At 59.7% G+C, this 19261-nt stretch carries 17 protein-coding genes; 7 read left to right on the forward strand and 10 right to left on the reverse strand.

The genetic code is table 11. From position 1 onward, the window contains the following. Positions 1–3: 3 nt before the first annotated feature. From VK574_RS11955 to VK574_RS11975, 5 genes are all read right to left on the reverse strand, one after another. On the reverse strand, positions 4–3141 hold the full coding sequence (locus tag VK574_RS11955; protein WP_472800085.1) for a TAT-variant-translocated molybdopterin oxidoreductase: 3138 nt from the start codon (positions 3139–3141) through the stop codon (positions 4–6). After that, positions 3138–4010, reverse strand: a complete 873-nt coding sequence (locus VK574_RS11960; protein WP_472800086.1) for a cytochrome c3 family protein — start codon at positions 4008–4010, stop codon at positions 3138–3140. Before VK574_RS11960 ends, VK574_RS11955 begins: the two co-directional genes overlap by 4 nt. Positions 4011–4343: 333 nt before the next feature. Further along, a complete protein-coding gene (locus VK574_RS11965; RefSeq protein WP_472800087.1) occupies positions 4344–6050 on the reverse strand; it encodes an alpha/beta hydrolase-fold protein in 1707 nt (568 codons plus the stop codon). A gap of 172 nt (positions 6051–6222) precedes the next feature. Then, positions 6223–6471, reverse strand: a complete 249-nt coding sequence (locus VK574_RS11970) for a hypothetical protein (protein ID WP_472800088.1) — start codon at positions 6469–6471, stop codon at positions 6223–6225. A 201-nt stretch (positions 6472–6672) separates the two neighbouring features. Beyond that, complete coding sequence (locus VK574_RS11975) at positions 6673–7032, reverse strand: hypothetical protein (RefSeq protein WP_472800089.1); 360 nt, start codon at positions 7030–7032, stop codon at positions 6673–6675. A gap of 206 nt (positions 7033–7238) precedes the next feature. On the opposite strand from VK574_RS11975, the gene VK574_RS11980 reads away from it, so the two are divergent. From VK574_RS11980 to VK574_RS11990, 3 genes are all read left to right on the forward strand, one after another. Beyond that, positions 7239–7439 (forward strand): hypothetical protein, encoded by a 201-nt coding sequence (locus VK574_RS11980; protein ID WP_472800090.1) that lies wholly within the window; start codon positions 7239–7241, stop codon positions 7437–7439. Next, entirely contained in the window at positions 7436–8725 is a 1290-nt protein-coding gene (locus VK574_RS11985) for an ammonium transporter (protein WP_472800091.1), read from the forward strand. Before VK574_RS11980 ends, VK574_RS11985 begins: the two co-directional genes overlap by 4 nt. Positions 8726–8820: 95 nt before the next feature. Beyond that, positions 8821–9564: a tetratricopeptide repeat protein gene (locus tag VK574_RS11990; RefSeq protein ID WP_472800092.1), complete on the forward strand. Its 744-nt coding sequence runs from the start codon at positions 8821–8823 to the stop codon at positions 9562–9564. A 48-nt stretch (positions 9565–9612) separates the two neighbouring features. Here the strand turns inward: VK574_RS11990 and VK574_RS11995 are convergent, their stop codons facing one another. Continuing rightward, positions 9613–10575 carry a serine/threonine-protein kinase gene (locus VK574_RS11995; protein ID WP_472800093.1) on the reverse strand — a complete coding sequence of 321 codons (963 nt, stop codon included), beginning with the start codon at positions 10573–10575 and terminating at the stop codon, positions 9613–9615. Between the two features lie 121 nt (positions 10576–10696). Here VK574_RS11995 and VK574_RS12000 point away from each other — a divergent pair, with 121 nt between their 5' ends. Continuing rightward, complete coding sequence (locus tag VK574_RS12000; RefSeq protein ID WP_472800094.1) at positions 10697–11878, forward strand: carboxylesterase family protein; 1182 nt, start codon at positions 10697–10699, stop codon at positions 11876–11878. 179 nt (positions 11879–12057) lie between these two features. Continuing rightward, entirely contained in the window at positions 12058–12459 is a 402-nt protein-coding gene (locus VK574_RS12005; protein WP_472800095.1) for a hypothetical protein, read from the forward strand. A 36-nt stretch (positions 12460–12495) separates the two neighbouring features. Here VK574_RS12005 and VK574_RS12010 read toward each other — a convergent pair whose 3' ends face one another. Continuing rightward, positions 12496–13395 (reverse strand): winged helix-turn-helix domain-containing protein, encoded by a 900-nt coding sequence (locus VK574_RS12010; RefSeq protein WP_472800096.1) that lies wholly within the window; start codon positions 13393–13395, stop codon positions 12496–12498. Positions 13396–13604: 209 nt separating this feature from the next. On the opposite strand from VK574_RS12010, the gene VK574_RS12015 reads away from it, so the two are divergent. Continuing rightward, entirely contained in the window at positions 13605–14399 is a 795-nt protein-coding gene (locus tag VK574_RS12015; protein WP_472800097.1) for a hypothetical protein, read from the forward strand. Between the two features lie 26 nt (positions 14400–14425). Continuing rightward, positions 14426–15124 (forward strand): CDP-alcohol phosphatidyltransferase family protein, encoded by a 699-nt coding sequence (locus VK574_RS12020; protein ID WP_472800098.1) that lies wholly within the window; start codon positions 14426–14428, stop codon positions 15122–15124. Positions 15125–15127: 3 nt separating this feature from the next. On the opposite strand, the gene VK574_RS12025 is transcribed toward VK574_RS12020, so the two are convergent. From VK574_RS12025 to VK574_RS12035, 3 genes are all read right to left on the reverse strand, one after another. Then, complete coding sequence (locus VK574_RS12025; protein WP_472800099.1) at positions 15128–17785, reverse strand: ADOP family duplicated permease; 2658 nt, start codon at positions 17783–17785, stop codon at positions 15128–15130. A 3-nt stretch (positions 17786–17788) separates the two neighbouring features. Further along, complete coding sequence (locus VK574_RS12030; protein WP_472800100.1) at positions 17789–18148, reverse strand: PadR family transcriptional regulator; 360 nt, start codon at positions 18146–18148, stop codon at positions 17789–17791. A 68-nt stretch (positions 18149–18216) separates the two neighbouring features. Beyond that, the coding region (locus tag VK574_RS12035) for a penicillin-binding transpeptidase domain-containing protein (RefSeq protein WP_472800101.1) at positions 18217–19261 on the reverse strand (1045 nt) is incomplete at its 5' end.

A 19261-nucleotide genomic window follows, 5' to 3' on the forward strand; every position in this document is an offset into this window, starting at 1 on the left:
ACTTCAACCCTTTTCCGGTGCATGTTCCACCGGCTGCTGTTCGAGTTCAGGATTAAAATTCAAAACTTCTGCGAGGTAGCGCGTGCGGGGCCGCGTGTTCTGGTCGGCAATGACCTGGTACATGCGCTTGTCTTCGTTGAGCTTCGCCACCTTGCTGTTTTTGTCATTCAAGTTGCCGAAGGTGATGACGGATGCGGGACAGGCCTGCTGGCAGGCGGTGACGATTTCGCCGTCGCGGATCGGGCGGTTTTCCTTATCGGCTTCAATCTTGGCCGCGTTGATGCGCTGCACGCAGTAGCTGCACTTCTCCATCACACCGCGCGAACGGACTGACACGTCGGGGTTGCGCATGAGCTTGAGGCTCTCGGATTCGAAATCGGAGTAAAGCAGGAAGTTGAAGCGCCGCACCTTGTAGGGGCAGTTGTTGGAACAGTAACGGGTGCCGACGCAGCGGTTGTAAACCATGGTGTTCAGGCCTTCGGGCGTGTGCACCGTGGCGCCTACCGGGCAAACCTGCTCGCAAGGGGCATTTTCGCAATGCTGGCAGGTCATCGGCTGAAAGTGGGCGCGCGGTGTGGCGAGATCGCCTTCGAAGTAGGAGTCAATGCGCAGCCACTGCATGTTGCGACCGATGCGGACCTGCTGCTTGCCCACGACGGCGATGTTGTTCTCGGCATAGCAAGCCACGATGCAGGCGTTGCACCCCACGCAACTGTTCATGTCGATGGACATGCCCCACTTGTTGCCGCTGTACTCCCAGTTGGGAAAGATCGAGGTGTCGTGCTCGGGCGTATCGTGGCCCTCGCCTTCATGTGCGAAGTTCGGATTGGCCTTGAAGTCCTCGAGTGTGGCGTAGCGGATGATGCCGCGCGGACCTAGGGCTTCGACGGCTTCAAGGGAGTTGTTTTGATTGCCGTGTTCGGTGAGGTTCTTTCCGCGATGGTCCTGATAGTGGCTCTTGGTGATCGCGATGCCCCACTTGCCATCAACCTTCTTGAGCGAGCCCGTCGCGTAGAACGGCGCCGCAGTGGTTCGGACCAGGTAGGCGCTGAAGCCGGCGCCGGATCCGACGCGGCCTGCTTCTTCACGGCCGTATCCGAGATAAATGGTGACGGAGTTGTCGGGATGGCCCGGGGCAACCATGACCGGAGCCTTAACTTTGCCGCCGCCGGCGCTGATCTCGACAATATCGTCTTCTTCGAGCTTCATGCTTTCGAGGGTTGCGCCGGACATGATGGCGGCGTTATCCCAACTGAGACTAGTGACGGGCTTGGGGAGTTCCTGCAGCCAGCCAACGTTGGACCAGCGGCCGTCGTAGATATTGGGATCCGGACGGAAGATGATTTCGAGTTGATCCTTGGAGTTTGGCGCGGGAACCTTGGCCTGAGAATTCGCGGCGCTTCCGGCGTTATACGTCGTGCCGTCGATCCAGCCTGCGTGGAGCACCTTGCGCCAGCCGGTCTCGAAGTCGCCCTTGATGTTGTCCTTCTGCGTGACGCGAACAGCTTGGTAGGCGCTGATCTCGGGATTGTCGAGCAAGGCCTGGAAAACCTCGTGCGAGGTCTTGCCACCATAGAGCGGATCGATCATCGGCTGCACGATCGAGACTGTGCCGTCATAGGCGCGGGCATCGGACCACGACTCGAGGTAGTGCGCCGCAGGGATATGCCAATGCGCGAGATGACCCGTCTCGTCGTAGTGCGAGCCGAGATGTGCAACGACCTTGGCCTTCTTCATCAAGTCGTCGTTGAATCCCAGATCGACTGGAGCCGAATAGATGGGGTTGGCATTGAGAATGATGAGCCAGTCAACCTTGCCGGCATCCATGTCGGCAACGAGCTTTTTGAAGTCCCCGTTTTGATCGCTGGGCAGCGGGATTGCGGGATCGGAGGAGACGGTGACGGTCTTGCCGATATTGCCGAGCGCCTGATTGATGGCGAGCGCAAGAGCCGCGACCGATTCATCCTGATAGAGGCCGGGAATGACGGCGCTCTTGCCGTTGCTGGCTTTGAGGTCCTTGGCGAGGGCGGCGAGGAACTTCTGCTGCTGGTCGGTCCACGGATATTGCGGAGCCGCGGCGCCGGATGCTCCGACGGCAGCGGCGAGTGTGGCGGCGAATGCCGGGACTTCGCTGGCGCGCAGGCCGAGACGATGCTCGGCTTTCATGCCGGTGGTGGTCGGCGTGCTCTCGATGGTATAGAGGCGGTTCATGCCGTTGGCGGGATCTTTGCGGCGCTTTGCGTAATCGGCGACCAGCTTATGGAAGCCGGGATAGGACGCGCCGGAGAGGAAGTCGGCGTCGAGCGAGACGATGACGTCGGCGCTGCTGAGGTCGTACTGAACGTTGGAACCCCTGGCAAGAAACGTGCCGGCTATGGCGGGATCGTACTGCACCAGCGTCGCCTTGGGGTACGCAGCCTGCACGGCCTTCCACTGGCGCGCCAGCGTGGGCGAGGTGATGGTCGCGGAGAGGAAGTAGATGCCCGTCCCGTCCTTGGTGCTCACGACCTTGTCGCGGAGCGCAACGGCGAACTCTGCCCAGTCGCGTCCTTCCCCTTCGTAGGTCACGTGCTGCGAGCGATCGGGATCGTAGAGGTCAAGGAGCGTGCCCTGCGAGAAGACGTCGGATGAGCCGTGGTTATAAGCGTGATCGGGATTGCCATCGATTTTGATGGGACGGAACTCATCGCTCTTGACGAGCAGAGGAACAGCGCCGGTAGGCAACGGGTTGGCCGTCGCGAAGTACATCGGCTTGCCGAGAATCAGGTCTTCGGGCGCCTTGACGTAGGGGTAGATGGGCTCGTCGGGCTGCTTGGTGCAACCGGCTAGTCCAGCCAGGGCCATTGAGGCGCCCATGATTTTGAGGAAGCCGCGGCGCGATACGGGATCGACCCACTCCTGCGCCGCGCTGGGAAATTCTTTTTCGACGGCGGCCTGAAATTCCGGTGTGTTCTGGAGTTCGTCAACGGAGCGCCAGAACTGCTTTCCCGAGGTGCCTTTGAGTTCGGCGCGCACCTGCTCCAAACTCATCGCCTTCAGCGTCATCGGCGCTTCGTTTTGCGCAAGGTTGGCCTTGCCGTTTTCAATCTCCACGGTGTTCCCCGTAATGTTCGTTCCAGCGTTCATCGGTTCGCTGCTCATCGGTGGCAAACCTCGCAGCTGCTCAGTTCGTTCGGAGCGCGAATGTGGTACTGCTTCAGGAGGAAGTGGCCCAACTGATCCTGGCTGGTGAATTTCTCGTAGTGAAGCGCTGCGGGAACCATGCCGGCAGGAGCGTCGCTGGTCTGGCCATTCGCGGGCGCGTTCGGCATTTGCAGCGCCGCCATCGATGCCATTTGCGGGCCTTCGCCAGTGGGATCCTTGGTGGTGCAATTCGCGCTCTGCGCGGTGGGTGTGCCTGGCTGAATTTCAGTAGTGGAGCACCACACTGGACGATCGTCGGCGGGAGCTTCCCATGCCATGTTGTAAATCTGGCTGGTGGGGCGAAGATTCTTGGCCGGGTTGCGATGGCAGTTGAGGCACCACTCCATCTGCAGCGTGTTCTGCTCGTACATCAGCGGCATCTGATCGACGCGGCCGTGGCAGCTGGCGCAACCGAGGCCTTTGTTCACGTGAATCTCGTGGTTAAAGAAGACGTAGTCGGGGAGGTCATGCACCTTGATCCACGGCAGCGACTCTCCGGTGGCCCAGCTGTCGCGTACGGGCTGCAGTAGTGCGGCGTTGGTCCAGATCTGCGCGTGGCAATTCATGCAGGTTTTGGTGGGAGGAATGCCGGCGTAGCTGGATTTCTCAACCGAGGTGTGACAGTACTGGCACTGGAGTCCCAGCCCTGTCACGTGATGTTTGTGGCTGAAGGGTACCGGTTGTTCCGGTCTCTGGCCTTGTCGAGTAACCCAAGGGGAACGCTGCAACTGATCGAGCGTTACACCGAGTGCAATCACAATCAGACCCGTCAGCACCAGGCTCGCTCGAGCCAAAGCATTGGAGCTGCGGTCAAATATCTGCGCCATGAATGCTTTCCTGCTTGTTGTTCGTTGTCCAGTCGTTTTGTGCGCGCTGTGCTGGCAGTCACACAGGTTGTGGTTAGATTTCGATTTCGGACAAAACCCACCTGGAAGGCGGACGACCCCGAAAATTCAATATAGCAGCCGGGGCCCTATCTGCAACGCCTTCAACAGTTGAGAGAGCAAAAAATGTTTATGCTGCCCAAGTTTTTGTTATCTCTTGAAAACCGAAATAGGCGAGAACCAAGCAATACGCGGATAAATGCGCTCGTTGACCGCTTCGGAGCGTCTCAGAAACTGGGATGTATTCTAACGATCTTCGTTGCAGGTTTTTCTCACTCAATATCGCCAGGACTTCGTATCCGCGTCTGACGGAGCCGTTGCCAACATGTGCTCCACCATCTTGGGCAGCACACGCTCGGTCCAGTCGGAGTTGTTCTGCTGCATGGTGTATTCGGACGGGCCGCCCGTATAGCAGTGCGGCATGCCCGGGCCGTACTGGAATGTCGCATCGGAATGTGGACTGCGCGTTCCCTGCAGTTGCTTGTCGAGGAGGTGGACGGCATTGTTGAGGAAATAGGTATCGCCATCCCCAACGGCGATGTGCAGCTTGCCCTCGAGTTTCGGACCGAGTGAGGACCAATCGCGCTTGAGAATTGCGGTGAGGTCGTAGTGATCGTGCCAATACGCGAGGACTTTTTTGTCGATTGCGCCGGTGAGGGGATCGATGATCTCTGTCGGATACCCGTCATTGCCAGCGGGGGAAAACACCGCCTGCCAGATATCCCACTGCTCGGTGGAGCGGCCGCGAGTGCCGAGGACATACTCAAAGGCGAACTCGGCGCCGGTTTCTCCGATGATGGTGCCGTCGGGTTTGCGATCGGCGGGAATGGGCACTTCGCCAAACTCGCCTTTGCGCACAAATGCGTTGGCGTCGTCGTAGAGGTTGATGTTCTGGTAGGCGTGGAAGTCGACCGGATCAGGGCAGGCAACATAAGCGCCGTTGTAAAAGTCGGGATAGAAGACCTGCGTGGCCAACGCTTCCCATCCCCCGGTGGAACCGCCGTAGGTGGCGCGGGCCCAGCCCTGTCCGATGCCGCGATACTTCTTTTCGATCGCGGGAATCAGCTCATCGTTGATTGCTGAGCCGTAGGGACCGACGTTAGCAGAGTCGACGACATAAGAGTCGTCGTAATACGGATTCGCGTTCTGCACGTAGATGAGAATCACTCGCGGCAGACGGCCATTGGTCCAGTCCTGAAAGAGGCGATAGCCGTTTTCGAGGCGGCGGAAGTTCGGCGATTTGGGATCGGGCGGCGTTGCCATGAATTGCGCGGGGCCGAGGCCGGGATGGAAGTGATCCTGATAGACGACGAGGGGATACTTTGCGTCGGGGTGCTCGTCGAATCCGTCGGGAAGCAGGACCCACGCGCCGAGATAGACATTGCGGCCCCAGAAGACGCTGAGTTTTTCGCTGCGGAATCGCTCGAATTTGAGCCACTTTGCGGTGGGCTGCTGTTGCGCGATGACCATCGGGTCCTGCGGTGTTCCTTCGATGGGCGGGATGACCTGGTCGAGGGTGAGCGTGAAGGGGGTCTTCGATTTTGGATCGAAGTGAATCTTCTGCGGCTTGTTGTAGGGATTGCCGGGCTTGGCGTTCCAGTGCTGGCCTTCGCCCTTGTCGGGTGGCAGCCATACGGTTTTGCCGGATGCGAGATGGAATTGCTCATAGACGTTGAAGACGGCCTGGACGTAGTAGTCGCCGGCATCAAGGTTGGCGAGTGAGCGGCGCGGGTAGCCGAAGGTTTTTGCGTCGATGATGAGCGGGGTGCCGGGCGCGAGGTTTTCCGCATCCACACCGAATCCTTCTGCTGAATCGTAGGTCTCGCTGAGTTGCATGCGCGGCTCGGGACTTTCGGACTTGGCGATGACGAGGATGAGGTGACCGGTCAGCGGTTTTGTCGACGGCACGGTGACTTCGATCCGTTGCGCGGGGCAGAGGGATGCTGCGGCGAAAAATATGAGGAGGGCAGAAGGCTTAGGCATTCATTGTCTCGATCGATTCAGAATGTGAAGAGTCTATCGCGCACGCCCTCGAGTGCCCTTGCGAAAAACCTGTGTTGGGCGAGGGCCGCCGATATTGTGGGTTGTACTGAAATTCAGGCAGAACCGGATGAGCGGCTGGCTGTTGCCTTATTTGAATCGATGAGGGGTCGGATCAGTCCGTGGATGAATCCTGTTCTGCTCTTAGGCGGATTTCGATTGTCTTGAGGGCAACTGCGATTCCGCCGAAGATGAGTGCAATCGAGATGGCGTCGATCTCTCCGACGAATCTCTCGCCGTGAGCGAATATTGCGAGCAGGCGCGTACCGATCAGAAACAACAGGCCGGTAAACGTCATCAGGATCGCCGAAGTACTGCACAGCATCAGGAGAATGTTTGGTGCGGATCTCGTCGTGGCGATCATCGTAAGGCCTCCTGCGGGACTGGAGTGCCTTTTACGCTACACCCGTGGTCAGAAAGTCCGACGTTCCGCTGGTAACCGGGCGATTACGATTTGCCTCTTTCGATTGCGACCAAAGTCATCAAAAGAGTCCGGGGACAACGTAACGGCGGCACTTATCTATGCGCAGTGGGCAGCGCGGCGAATTGACAGGAGCCGTGCCACCTAGGATTTCCAGAAGGCCATCACCAGTCCGCCGGTGACGATGAGTGCGCCGCCAACGTAGATTGGCGGTGTGGGCGACTGGCCGAAGCGAATCTTCGCGAGCAACTGCGCGGCGAGAAAGAAAAGCGCGACGTAGACGCCGATGAGTTTTCCGAAGTCCCAGCGCGGAACGTTGACTGCGGAGCCGTAGAGGGCCAACACCGCGGTGCCGGCTAGCAGCATGAGTACGCGGGTGAATCCCGAAGAACGATAAAAACCTGCCTGGAAAAAGGAGTCGCCCCAGGCCTCGAGCAATGCCGCCATCGTCAGCACACCCAAAGCGCCCAGCGGGTTTTCGACCAGCCGGTTCAGAAACAACATGCGAGATGACCTCCGTGAAATGGGCAGAGATGACGATGCGCAACCATCAGGCGCAGTGAATCTGATCAGGATCAGGTCAAGGCTAGCATCCGGAACATTTAGAATTCATAAAAGAACTTCCGCCGGTTGACCTTCTGCCATTCTTCATTCTTTTTCTGCGGACATTTGTCCCTGGGCCGACCCCTATCGACCGGTGAAATGCGTAGATGAGCGGAAAGGACGGGGCTATGAAATACGCGGGATTGCTAGTGATGCCAGCCGGTTTCTTTCTCACTGTCGGGGCAATTCTCCTGTTTCCTGTCTCAGCGGAGCGGACGGCTTTTGTTCTGTGCGGTCTGGCCGTTGAGGTGATGGGGGTGGTGGTCTCGGTGCGCGGCCACATGGAGTTGCGGAGCGAGAACCGATGACTCCGCTGACGCCAATGCCCTTTCCGGAAACCTCGTTCGCGCTGACGCTGGGGCTTTTGCTGATGGCGCCGCTGGCCATTGCGGGCCTCGCGCTGATCAATACGGGATTGGGCAGATCGCGGTCTGCGATGCAGTCGCTGCTGGGCAGCCTGGTCGTTATCTCCACGGCGGTGATTGCGTTCGCGCTTGTGGGGTCGGCGATTGCCGCCGGTACGAGTGGCGATCATGTATTTCATCTTGGGGGCAAAGCGTGGAACTGGGCAGGCCCGGCACCCCTGTTTCTGACCGGGTTTGGCGTAGCCGGGCCGCGCGCGCAGCTTGCGGTTCTGTTTGAGTTGCTGTCGGTTGCGATGGTGGTTCTTATTCCGTGGGGGGCGGGAGCGGATCGTTTGCGTTTGCCGGCTGGTGCGGTGATCGCGGCAATCTTTGGCGCATTGGCGTTTCCGCTAGTGGCGCACTGGACATGGGGAGGCGGCTGGCTGTCGCAACTGGGCGCGAACTTCGGGCAGGGATCGGGACTGCTGGATGGAGGAGGCGCAGCGGCTATTCATGGGCTCGGCGGCGTCTCGGCGCTGGCGCTGGTGTGGATTGCGGGGCCGCGCAAGGGGAAGTTTCCGCGCGAGGGATTGTCGACGGCGATGCCGGGACACAATGTGGTCTATGTGCTGCTCGGTTGCCTGATCGCGCTGGTGGGCTGGCTTGCCTGGAACATGGCGGGGTCGCTGCTTTGGTTGAATGCCGCTCCGGCCGCGCTTGCAGGGACGGCCGTGAATACGCTGCTGTCGGCGGCGGCGGCGCTTGTGGCTACGTTCTCAGTGACACGCATTCGCTTTGGAAAGCCGGATGCGAGTTTGTGCGCGAACGGCTGGATGGCCGGACTGGTGACGTCAAGCGCATGCGCCGGAGTGGTGTCGCCGCTGGCCGCACTCTTCACGGGACTGATAGCGGGCATCATTACGCCGTTGCTGGTGGAACTGTTTGAACTGGCGCTCTCGATTGACGATCCATCGGGCGCCATCAGCGTTCATGGCGCGGCGGGGCTGTGGGGGCTGGCGGCGGCGGGAATGTTCGCTCAGCAGAGCGGCCAGTTTGTGGCGCAACTGATCGGGGTTTCGACTTTGCTGGGATTGATGCTACCGCTGGCCTACCTCGTGTTCTGGCTCGTGAATCGCGTGCTTGTGTTCCGCGTCGATCCTGATGGCGAACGGCTTGGCATGGATTTGCATGAGTTGGGCGGCAACGCATATCCGGAGTTTGTGGTGCATCGCGACGAGTCATTCCGGTAGGTTGTACGCACGGCGGCGAAGGAACGTTTCCCACAAAAGTGGTCTTCGGGGTGTTGCATCTCTCCTATAATCTAGGAGCTGAGACCACCTACCGCATGGGATTATTAACACATCTTTTCTACCCCTGGGGACTTCTGCTCCAGGCTGGGGCGATCATTCACTTCATTCGCCGCCGACCCGACACGTATTGGCTCTACATCATTCTTTTCCTGGGGCCGATTGGCGCGATCGTGTATATGTTTGCGGAAGTCTTTCCGGATGCAGGTTTGCTGAACCAGTCGTTCAAAGGCATATCGCGGCGCAAGCGCGTTGCCGCTCTTGAATTGACGATTCGCGACAATCCGTCAGCCGGTAATTACGAGGAACTTGGCGAGCTCTGCATGGACGATGGCCAGTTGCAGCGGGCTCGAGAGGCCTTCAATAAGGCGATTGCCGCGCGCTCCAATACGCTTGACTGTTTTTATCGGCGCGGGGTGTGTGCCATTCTGCTGGGCGATGCGAAGGCAGCACTGCCTGACCTGGAAATGGCCGTCGCCAAGGAGCCTAACTACGACTTTAACCGCGGCCCGGCTTTGCTGGCCCAGGCCTACGCTCTCACGGGCGAGAAGGAAAAGGCCGAAGCGCTTTTCCGGCGCGTCACGATCGTGTCTACCCTTTCGGAAACCTATCTGAACTTTGCCGATTTGCTCGCCTCGGAGGGCCGCAACGCGGAGGCGCGCGAGTGGGCGCAGAAGGTGCTGGACAAGGAGCCGACCATGCCGGGTTATTTGCGGCGGCGGGAGCGGCCATGGTTTAGGCTGGCGCGGAAGATGATTAAAAAGACAGGGACTAGGGACTAGGGAATAGGGACTAGGGAAGAGGATTTGGGATCTACTTAGAATCTTGAATTATCTTTTTGCCATCAGGAGCATCAGCGCGAATACAAGGAGCGGGAAAAGGGCCATGGCGGCGCAGAGAAGGACTTTCCTGTTGATTTTGCGGCCGGCGAGGTTGACGGGCCTTGCGCCGCGCGGCTCGACACCTACTTGTTCCTGATGTTCGAGATCCCACACCATCTCGCTGGCCGTAGCGTAGCGGTGGCGCGGTTCTCGATCGAGGGCGCGATAGAGAATCTCTTCAAGCTCGGGCGAAATTTCCGGATTCAATTCGCGCGGAGGCTTCACGTCGTTCAGGACGCGCTCGTTCATCACGGCGAGCGGATTGGGCCCGACAAACGGCACGCGGCTGGTTAGCATTTCGTAGAGCATGATGCCCACGGCGTAAATATCACTGCGCTGGTCGCCGCGCGCGCCTTTTACCTGCTCGGGCGAGATATAGTCCGGAGTGCCCAGCATCGACGAGACATTCACGAAGGTAAGACGGCGGGCATCCTCTTTCATCGCGATTCCGAAGTCGATGAGCTTGACCTGGTCGTCGTCACCCACCATGACGTTTTCGGGTTTCAGGTCGCGGTGGATGATGCCGCGCTTGTGCATATAGTCGAGCGCATCGCAGATGCCCACGGCGATTTTCACCGCACGATCGGCGGACAGTTGTTTCTCATCGTTCAGAATGGTGCGTAAAAGCCGCCCGTCGACCCATTCAATGACCATGTAAAGACGGCTGCGCTCTTCGCCGTTGAAGGTCTTGACCACACCCGGATGATCGAGTTCCTGGCCAATTTCCTGTTCGCGCTTGAAGCGTTCGAGGAGGACCGGGTCGGCCTCCATCTCAGGAAGCGGGACTTTGATGGCCACTTGCCGGCCCGATTCGAGGTCGGTGGCCCGGTAAAGCGTGGACATGCCGGTATGGGCGACCGCCGCATCGATGCGGTAGTGGTCGAGGGTGTTTCCGGCTTCGTAGGTGGTCATGCGCGTGTCTGGATTGGATCTCCTTGATTGTTTCATGGCTCTGCACAAGAATTTCGTAAGCAAATGGGAACGAGTGCCATCGGCGACAAACGGCTTGCAGGCTCTATGATGTTTGCAGCCTATGCACCGCATCCTGAGACTGCTCGCGGCCTGCCTCTGCCTTACCTGGGGGTTGGCCCCCATCCCGCTGCACGCCGCGCCGGGTGCAAAGGGATTTCGCAAACATCCGGTGCAGGAGACAGGGTTTCTCAATCGCTGGATCCAGGTTGGCAGAGCCTCCTATCGCTACCAGGTCTACGTTCCGGAAGAGTGGCGCCGCGACGATCACAAGTTGTGGCCGATGATTCTCTTTATGCACGGCCGCGGTGAGCGCGGCTCCGAGGGAATGTGGCAAACGCAGATCGGGCTGCCGCAGGCCATTCGCGATCACCCGGAGCGCTGGCCATTCATAGTAGTGATGCCGCAATGCGCAATCGACCGCTACTGGACCGACCGTGACATGCTCGCAATGGCGATGTCGACACTGGACGAGGAGACAGAGGAGTTTCACGGCGACCCGAGTCGCACGTATCTTTCCGGGCTGTCGATGGGCGGATACGGAGCATGGGAACTTTTGCGGCAATATCCAAAGCGCTGGGCTGCAATTGCTATTGCTGCGGGAGGCATTTTCTGGAGCTACGCACCGGAGCGCTGGCAGCAGGCCTCCACGCTGCCCGGCGAGTATGCGCAGGCGATTGGCCACACTCCGATATGGCTCTTTCATGGTGCGGAAGACAACGTGGTGGCGCCGCGTCAGGACGAGTTGCTCTACACCGCACTCAAAGCAGCAGGCGGCCGCGTTCGACTTTGGGTGTACCAGGGACTGAAGCACGATTGCTGGACGCGCGCATACGGGGAGGCCGAGTTATCCCGCTGGCTGCTGCTGCACAGGCGGGAGACGCAGGAGCAAGGTCCTTTTGCCGAACGCGTTTCGATTCCGCTGCACCCTCCAGCGCTCAAGATTTCTCCTGCCCAGCTTGACGGATTTGCCGGGGATTACGTCGACAAACGGGGCCTGATTGTCGTAACCCTGTTTCGCCAGGGAGATCTGCTTTACCAGAAGAATCACTATGGCGAAATTGCCGAGTTGGCGGCAGAGTCTCCCTCGGTTTTGTTCTACCCAAACGGCAGCAGCCTGACGCGGATCGCGGTAGAGCGCGACCCCCAGGGGCGAGTAATTGCGCTGGTGTTGCGCGACGACCGGCACGAAGAGCGTTGGGAACGAATCCGGTCGCCGCTGCGTACCCATTCGCAGCCCGACTGAGAGGTTCTTGGGAATTCGATGGATTGCAGGGAATAGAATTTCCCTAAGGGTCGGGGAGGTACATGATGTTTTGCAGCGGATGTGGCCAGCCAGTTGCACCAGGGCAACAAGTTTGCCCTCAATGCGGTCGCCCGACGGCAGCACCTCCTCCACCGCCGGTGCCGAACCTCGCGTTTGAGGTGGCAAATTACGCCAATCGCATTCGAGCGCTGAGCACCGTCTGGTTCATCTACGGGGGCCTTTCGCTGGTGTTGGGAATCGTAGGCCTGACAGTCGCAAACTCGATCTTCAATGGCGGCGGCTTCTGGATGCACGGTCCGTTTTCACGCAACGCCTTCCCGTTTGGACCGGAATTTGGATCCGCAATCATTCACTTCGCCTGGATCATGGTCATTTTGCGCTCCGGCCTGGCTTTTGTGGCCGGGTGGGGACTGATGGAGCGCGCTCCGTGGGGCCGCGTGGTGGCGATTGTGGCTGCATTTCTCTGCATCCTGAAGATTCCGCTGGGTACGGCGCTCGCGATCTGGACGCTTGTGATGCTGCTCGGATACCGGAACACATCCCTTTACGATCAGTTGTAAAAGGCGGTTCAGCTTGACTTGGAAGAGTGCGCTTATTCAGCGAGGCATCGCTGCGTGTGCGATCTTTTGCCGACCCGCTCCCATCAACATGAGAGCCCGCTGGGCGAAGGGCGAGTAGACCAGAAGGGCCATGCACGCCAGCGCCAGTCCAATGCTGATGTGATGGAGCAGGAGAAACGGCGAAAGCGCCCAGAGCACATCCGCCACCAGCAGCCAGGGCCACATCTTCAGGAACTTTCCGCGCATTCCGGGAGCGCGAAACAGAGCCGCGCAAAACACGAAGGCGCGCACCGGAATCAGGATCGCAGCGGTTCCGATGAGGCCGTACACGATCAACGTCGCGCGCGGCAGCGTTGAGAGCAGTTCCTCGATCTCAGAGAGATTGGTGAGCGTGCCAACGTAGAAGCCCAGGTACATCAGTTGCAGCAGAAGGAAAAGCGTCTGCACGACGGTAGGCGAGGTTTCGGGCAGCTCTTCGAGCGACGCAAGAATCCCGTTGCCGACCCTCGGTTCAGCTTCGGACGTGGGTTCTGTTTCCGACTTCGATTGCTCAGGGTTGAGTTGCACCGTCGCTGGAGGCCGATCCGCTTCGGCAGCGATGGCTTCGACGGGAGCTAAAAAGCGGTATCCGCGGCGAGCTAGAGTTTCAACGAAGCGGGGGCTGTTAGCCGTGTCGCCAAGGGCTTCGCGTATTCGATTGACGGCCGAGTTCACGCCGTGGTCGTAGTCGACAAATGTGCCGTCAGACCATAGGGCGCGGGAAATCTCCTCGCGCGACAGCACCTCGCCGGGTCGCTCCAGCAACATCAGCAACACCTGAAACGGCTGGGCGTGAAGCTTGATGCGAATCCCCTGGCGTCGCAACTCTCCGGTTGAAGCGTCCGCCTCGAAGGCTCCGAAGCGATAACGCCGTGCTTGCCCGGAATCTGTCATCATCTTTCGCCAAGTTTACTCGATTGCAGCCTGGGGTGCCGCACGGCGCAGCAAGGGACAACTTGCCCTAAATAGAATTCCTGCAGGGACTTCCGCCGTGAGGTTCATTCGCGTTGTGCGGGATGCGCTTTGCATTGCTTTGCACGCTGTCGACAGGCAATCTGGAATACATGAGGCGTCGGATTCAAGGCAGGCGAACGGGTTTTCAGGCGATGAAGCTTTTGATCTGGCTGCTGATGCTGGCGCCTTGGACGGCCGGGCACTGTGAGGCGCCGGCCGCGGCGACTACGGCATTCAACGCCTACGCGACCAGGGTGGAAGCGCGGCTCGCGGAGCAACACCGGTCAGCCAATGGGTTCGTCGCCACAGTCGGATCGAAGGACCAAACGGATGTTCGCCTTCGCAAGGGCGAGTTGATCATCGAGAAGCTCACGCCGACCGGAGAGGCAGAATTGTCGGGTGCAATGCTGCACGACTGGCGCGGAGCCGCCTTTGTTCGCGGAGCCACCTTGGGGGATTTCGAGCGGCTGATGAAAAACTTCGACACTTATCCGCAGCGGTTTTCGCCCCAGGTGACGCAGGCGAGGATTCTGACGAAGCAGGGCGGCGCAGACTCCAGCCACTTCACGGTATTGATGCGCGTTCGACAGCATCATGTGATCACCGTTGTCATGGATACGACATACGACGTGACTTTCGGGCGGCTTGACGCACAACATGCGCACAGCATCTCGCGCAGCACGCGCATCTCTGAGATCGGCTCGGCCGGCACACCGAAGGAGCGCACACTCAGCGGCAGCGAAGAACATGGATTTTTGTGGCGCCTGAACACTTACTGGAGCTGCGAAGAGCGAGACGGCGGGCTCTACATGGAGATTGAATCGGTTTCTTTGACGCGATCGATTCCGGCGGGACTCGGCTGGGTAATTCGACCGTTTGTGGAGAGCGTGCCGCGCGAGTCGCTGGAGTTCACGCTGCACGCGGTCTGCAACGCGCTGCGGAAATAGTCGAATTACACGGACAGGAGATGAGGATGAAATCGAACACCGCAATCGCCGCACATCGGCAGGCATTCGAATCCGCGCGGCGGATCAACCGCTCCCTGACGGCCGGAATCGAGAAGCGCGCTCTGACATCGATGGCGGAGCGGGCGCCGCGCTGGATGACTTCAGATGGGCTGACGCTGCTGGGACTGCTGGCGCAGATCGGGGCCGGGGTGTTCTATGCACTGTCGCGCCACAACCATGCCGCGCTTGCAGGCGTAATCGTCTGCATTGTTCTGAATTGGTTTGGCGACAGCATGGATGGGACGCTGGCGCGGGTGCGCAATCAGCAGCGGCCGCGCTACGGATTTTACGTCGACCACATGGTGGATATTCTGGGTGCGACGGCGCTCATGTGCGGGCTGGGATTCTCAGGGTTTGTGCACTGGCAGGTGGCAGTGGCGATGCTCATCGCGTTTCTGCTGCTTTCCGCTGAGAGCTATCTTGCAACCTACACGCTGTCGAGTTTTCAGATGTCGCAGGGAATGTTCGGGCCAACGGAGATTCGGATTCTGCTGATCGTTGGAAACCTGGCGTTGTTGCGGAGCCCTTACGCAACGGTGATGGGGCACCGCATGCTTCTCTTTGATTTGGGCGGCACCGTTGCTGCCGTGGCGATGTTCACCATGGCGATTGCTATCTCAGTGCGGCACACTGCTGAACTCGACCGGCAGGAGCCGCTTGGTTGAGCGCTACTCCGTGCGAAGCGCTTTGAGGGGGTTGACGCTGGCGGCACGGCTGGCGGGTGCGGCACTGGCGACGAGGGCCACGACTGTAACGCCGGCAATGGCAAGCGCGTAGGTAAGCGCATCGAGCGGCTCCACTCCGTAGAGTGATGACGTCAAGGCACGGCCGATGAACATCGCCAACGGCACACCGGCCACCACGCCGATTGCGGTCAATCGCAAGCTGTCGCGGAGAATCATCCACACGACCTGGCCGCGTCCGGCGCCCATGGCCATGCGCACACCAATTTCGGCGGTGCGGCGATTGACACGATAGGACAGCGTTCCATAGAGTCCGGTGGCGACGAGCACGACAGCAAGGAGGCCGAAGAATTCTGCGAGGCGCGCGAACATGATCTGACTGGAGATGGTGGTGTCGTATTGTGCGCGCTGGGTCATGGGCTTGATGAGCGGGAGATTCGGATCGAGTTGCTGCACAACTTTCTGCGCGGTGGGAAGAATGGCGAGCGGCGCGCCTTTTACGCGCATCTCCACGTGCATCTCGCCAATGACTGGAATCTGCGCGTACATCCACCAGGCCATGGGGATGGGTGCCTCGTCGATGCTGCGGTACTTGTGGTTTTTCACGACGCCGACAATGGACATGGTGAAGCGTCCATCGCTGGATCCGATGTTGTGGCCGAGCGGATTCACATTAGGCAGGAAGCGCTTTGCAAATTCCTCATTAATGATGCCGACGCGGGGCGTCTTCGCTGTGTCAGTATCTGCGAAATCCCGGCCAGCAAGGATGGGAACGCCGAGGGTCGTGAAAAAGTCTGGTCCGGCGACGTTACTGCGGACGGTGAGCGAGCCACCATTTGTGACTTCAGGCAAACGACCGTCGACCGTCATGGCGCTGTTGTCAGACCACCACGATCCAATGCGTTCTTCCATGATGGTGACCGACTCGACGCCGGGCAGGATGCGCAGCTTGCCCATCAGATTCTGATAGAAAGCAATACCCGCCGGGACCGAAGGGATGTCGGGCCTGACGCCGAAGACAACGAGCCCGTCAATGCGCATTCCCAGCGGTGTGTTCTCGAGATTGCTCAGCGTGCGAATCAGCAGGCCGGCGCCTACCAGCAGCACCACGCACATTGCCATTTGCAGTGCGACGATGATTCGCCCCGTGCGGGATTTGCCGGCATCGGCGTTGGAGGTTGCCGCGGAGGTTTTCAGGGCTAGTTCGGCGCGTCCCGCGAGAGCGACGCGCATAGGAGCCAAGCCAAACAGCACTGCGGCAACGACGAGAACGCCCATCGTGAACAGCAACACAGTTCTGTCGGGGGCGAGGCTCGATTCGATTTGCGCCCAATTTGCAAGCAGCCGTGCCGCCATGACCGCGAAGGCCCACGCCAGCAAACCGCCGGCGGTGACGAGTAGCAGACTCTCGGTCAGCAACTGGCTAAACAGTTCGCCTCTCCCCGCGCCCAGTGCCTGACGTACAGAGAACTCGCGCTGACGCGCCGCATTTCTGGCTGCGAGCAGCATGGCCACGTTGGCGAACGCGATGAGCAGAACGAGACCGACCATCGCCATAAGGATGTGTAGCGGATTGCTATACATCTGGTCAGGAAAATTTTTGGCATCGGCAAAGCTCAAGATCGGCGGCTTTTCACCCTGCTCAGGCTTACCGAGACCGATGCGAGCGGCGGACTGGAAGACTGGCTGGAGTTGGGCTATTGCCTGGGTTCTGTTGACGCCCGGGGGGAGACGCCCAATGAGACGAAGGCACCACCATGTCGGGTTGGTGATGTAGAGCTTGCCTTCTTCGACAGGATTGCCCCATGCATTCAATTCGCGGCGATTCTGCAAGGGTATCCAGAAATCCGTGGAGCCACCGCCTTCAAGTCCCTCAAATCCCGGGGCTGAGATTCCAATGATGGTCATGGGCACGCTGTTGACATAGAAGGTCTGGCCGAGGATGCCGGGGTTTCGCGCAAAGCGGCGCGTCCAGTAGTTGTAGCTGAGGACGACCAGCGGCGCGTGATTTGCTTCATCCTCTGAAGTGAAGCCGCGGCCGAGGGGCAGGTCCACGCCGAGGCCTGAGAAGAACGTTCCGCTGACCATGTCGCCTTCGGCCTCTTCAGCCTGCGAGCCAACGCGGACAGCGACTTTGCTGTTGGAGAGAGGCACGAAAGCAATGAGCGAAGAGATTGCGCCGGTCTGCTTGCGCAGAGCGTCGTAGACGGGATAGGACATCGTCTCGTTGGTATCGACTGTGCCGGTGTTGCGGGGCGCGTCGGAGGTCCTGAAGTTGACGAGCGTCTGAGGATCGGCGACGGGAAGCGACTTCAACAGAACCGCATTCATCACGCTGAAGACGGCGGTGTTCGCGCCAACGCCGAGAGCCACTGTGAGAATCGCGGTAAGCGCAAAGCCGGGGCTTTTCAAGAGTGAACGGATGCCGAAGCGAAGATTCCCGGCGAATTTGTCGAGAGCTTGCCAGCGGCCGCGGAGCCGAAACTTCTCTTTAGCGAGGGCGGCGTTGCCAAACTCAACACGGGCGCGACGTTGCGCTTCTTCCTCGCTTTGGCCTTCGGCGCGGAGGTCGTCGGCTTCGAGTGCGAGGTGGGCCTTGATTTCCTCGGCGAAGTCTTCGGCACTGCGTTTGCGCTTGAACATGGTTTACGCATCCTCGCCTTGGGGTTCGAGTATCAGATCCATCGCGCGGGTCAATCGCTTCCATTGAGAGCTTTTTTCGGTGAGCTCTGCGCGGCCCTTTGCAGTGAGCGAATAAAAGCGAGCCTTGCGGTTGTTCTCGCTGGTGCCCCACTTGGCCTGGATGAGCTTCTTATCCTCAAGCCGCTGCAACGCGAGATAGAGCGAGCCATGATCGACAAACAGAACCTCTTCCGACTGACGCTGGATTGAGCGCGCTACACCCTGGCCGTGGCATGGGCCCAGGATGAGGGTTTTGAGAATGAGGAGGTCAAGCGTGCCCTGGAGGAGGGCGATGCGATCGTCGTTGTTCTCTTGGGTCGGCATACGACACGAGTATGCGCGGGTTCGGGTCGGATGTCAACCTGAGGGTGTGCCTGGTTGAGGTCGGCGAATCAGCGGGGAGAAACGGGACGGGCAAGTCCTGTCTGCACCGGCTTCGCAGCCGGGGCCGCGGTGATCCTGGGTGCCGACGCGGGATTTTGTGGTCGCGGCGACAAGGTCAGCGAAGGATGGGGCACCGGGGTCAGCGGAGTATTTGGACTCCCCGGCTGTGCGGCTTTGGCCTGCTCTAGTGGCGGCAGTTCAGTGTCCCCCGGGAACTGCTCATCGTCTTTGCCGGCGATGGCGACTTTCATGATGTTCATCCAGATGGGCAGAGCAGCGCGCGCACCGGTTTCTTTTTCGCCGAGGGACTGGCGGCTGTCGTAGCCGACCCAGACGCCACAGGTGATCGAGGGCGAGAAACCCATGAACCATGCATCGGTGTAGTCGCTGGTGGTGCCGGTCTTGCCGCCCAGCGGGTGATTCATCTGCGCCACGGCAGCGCCGGTTCCATGCGCGGTGACGGCGCGAAGGAGGGTCATCATGGTGCGCGCCGTCTGCTGACTGATGATTTCGTCGACGGCGGGCGCATCTTCCCACAGGGTGATGCCGTCGGCGTTAGTGACCTTCTTGATTAGGCGTGGCTTCACGCGGATGCCGTCGTTGGGGAAGACCGAGTAAGACGTGACCTGTTCCTGCAGGGTGATTTCGGCTGCGCCGAGAGCAATGGGCAGATATGCGGGAATGTCGGACGTGACGCCGAAGCGATGGGCCATATCGATGACCTTGCGGATGCCGACGCGCGCGGCGAGCTTGACCGCGGGGATGTTGCGCGATTCGGCGAAGGCGTTGATGAGGGTCATCGCGCCCTTGTAGTCGTTCTCGTAGTTGTGCGGCGAATAGCTACCGAAAGTGACGGGTGCGTCGACGACGATGTCGTCGGGCTTGGCGCCTTCTTCAATCGCCGTGGTGTAGACATAGGGCTTGAAACTCGAACCGGTCTGGCGCTCGGCTTGCGTGGCGCGATTGAATTCAGAGAGCGCATAGTCGCGGCCGCCGACCATGGCCAGGACATCGCCGGTCGTATTGTCCATGGCGAAGACCGCGCCCTGCGTG

The organism is Occallatibacter sp., assembly GCF_035317045.1.
Lineage (GTDB): Bacteria > Acidobacteriota > Terriglobia > Terriglobales > Acidobacteriaceae > Telmatobacter.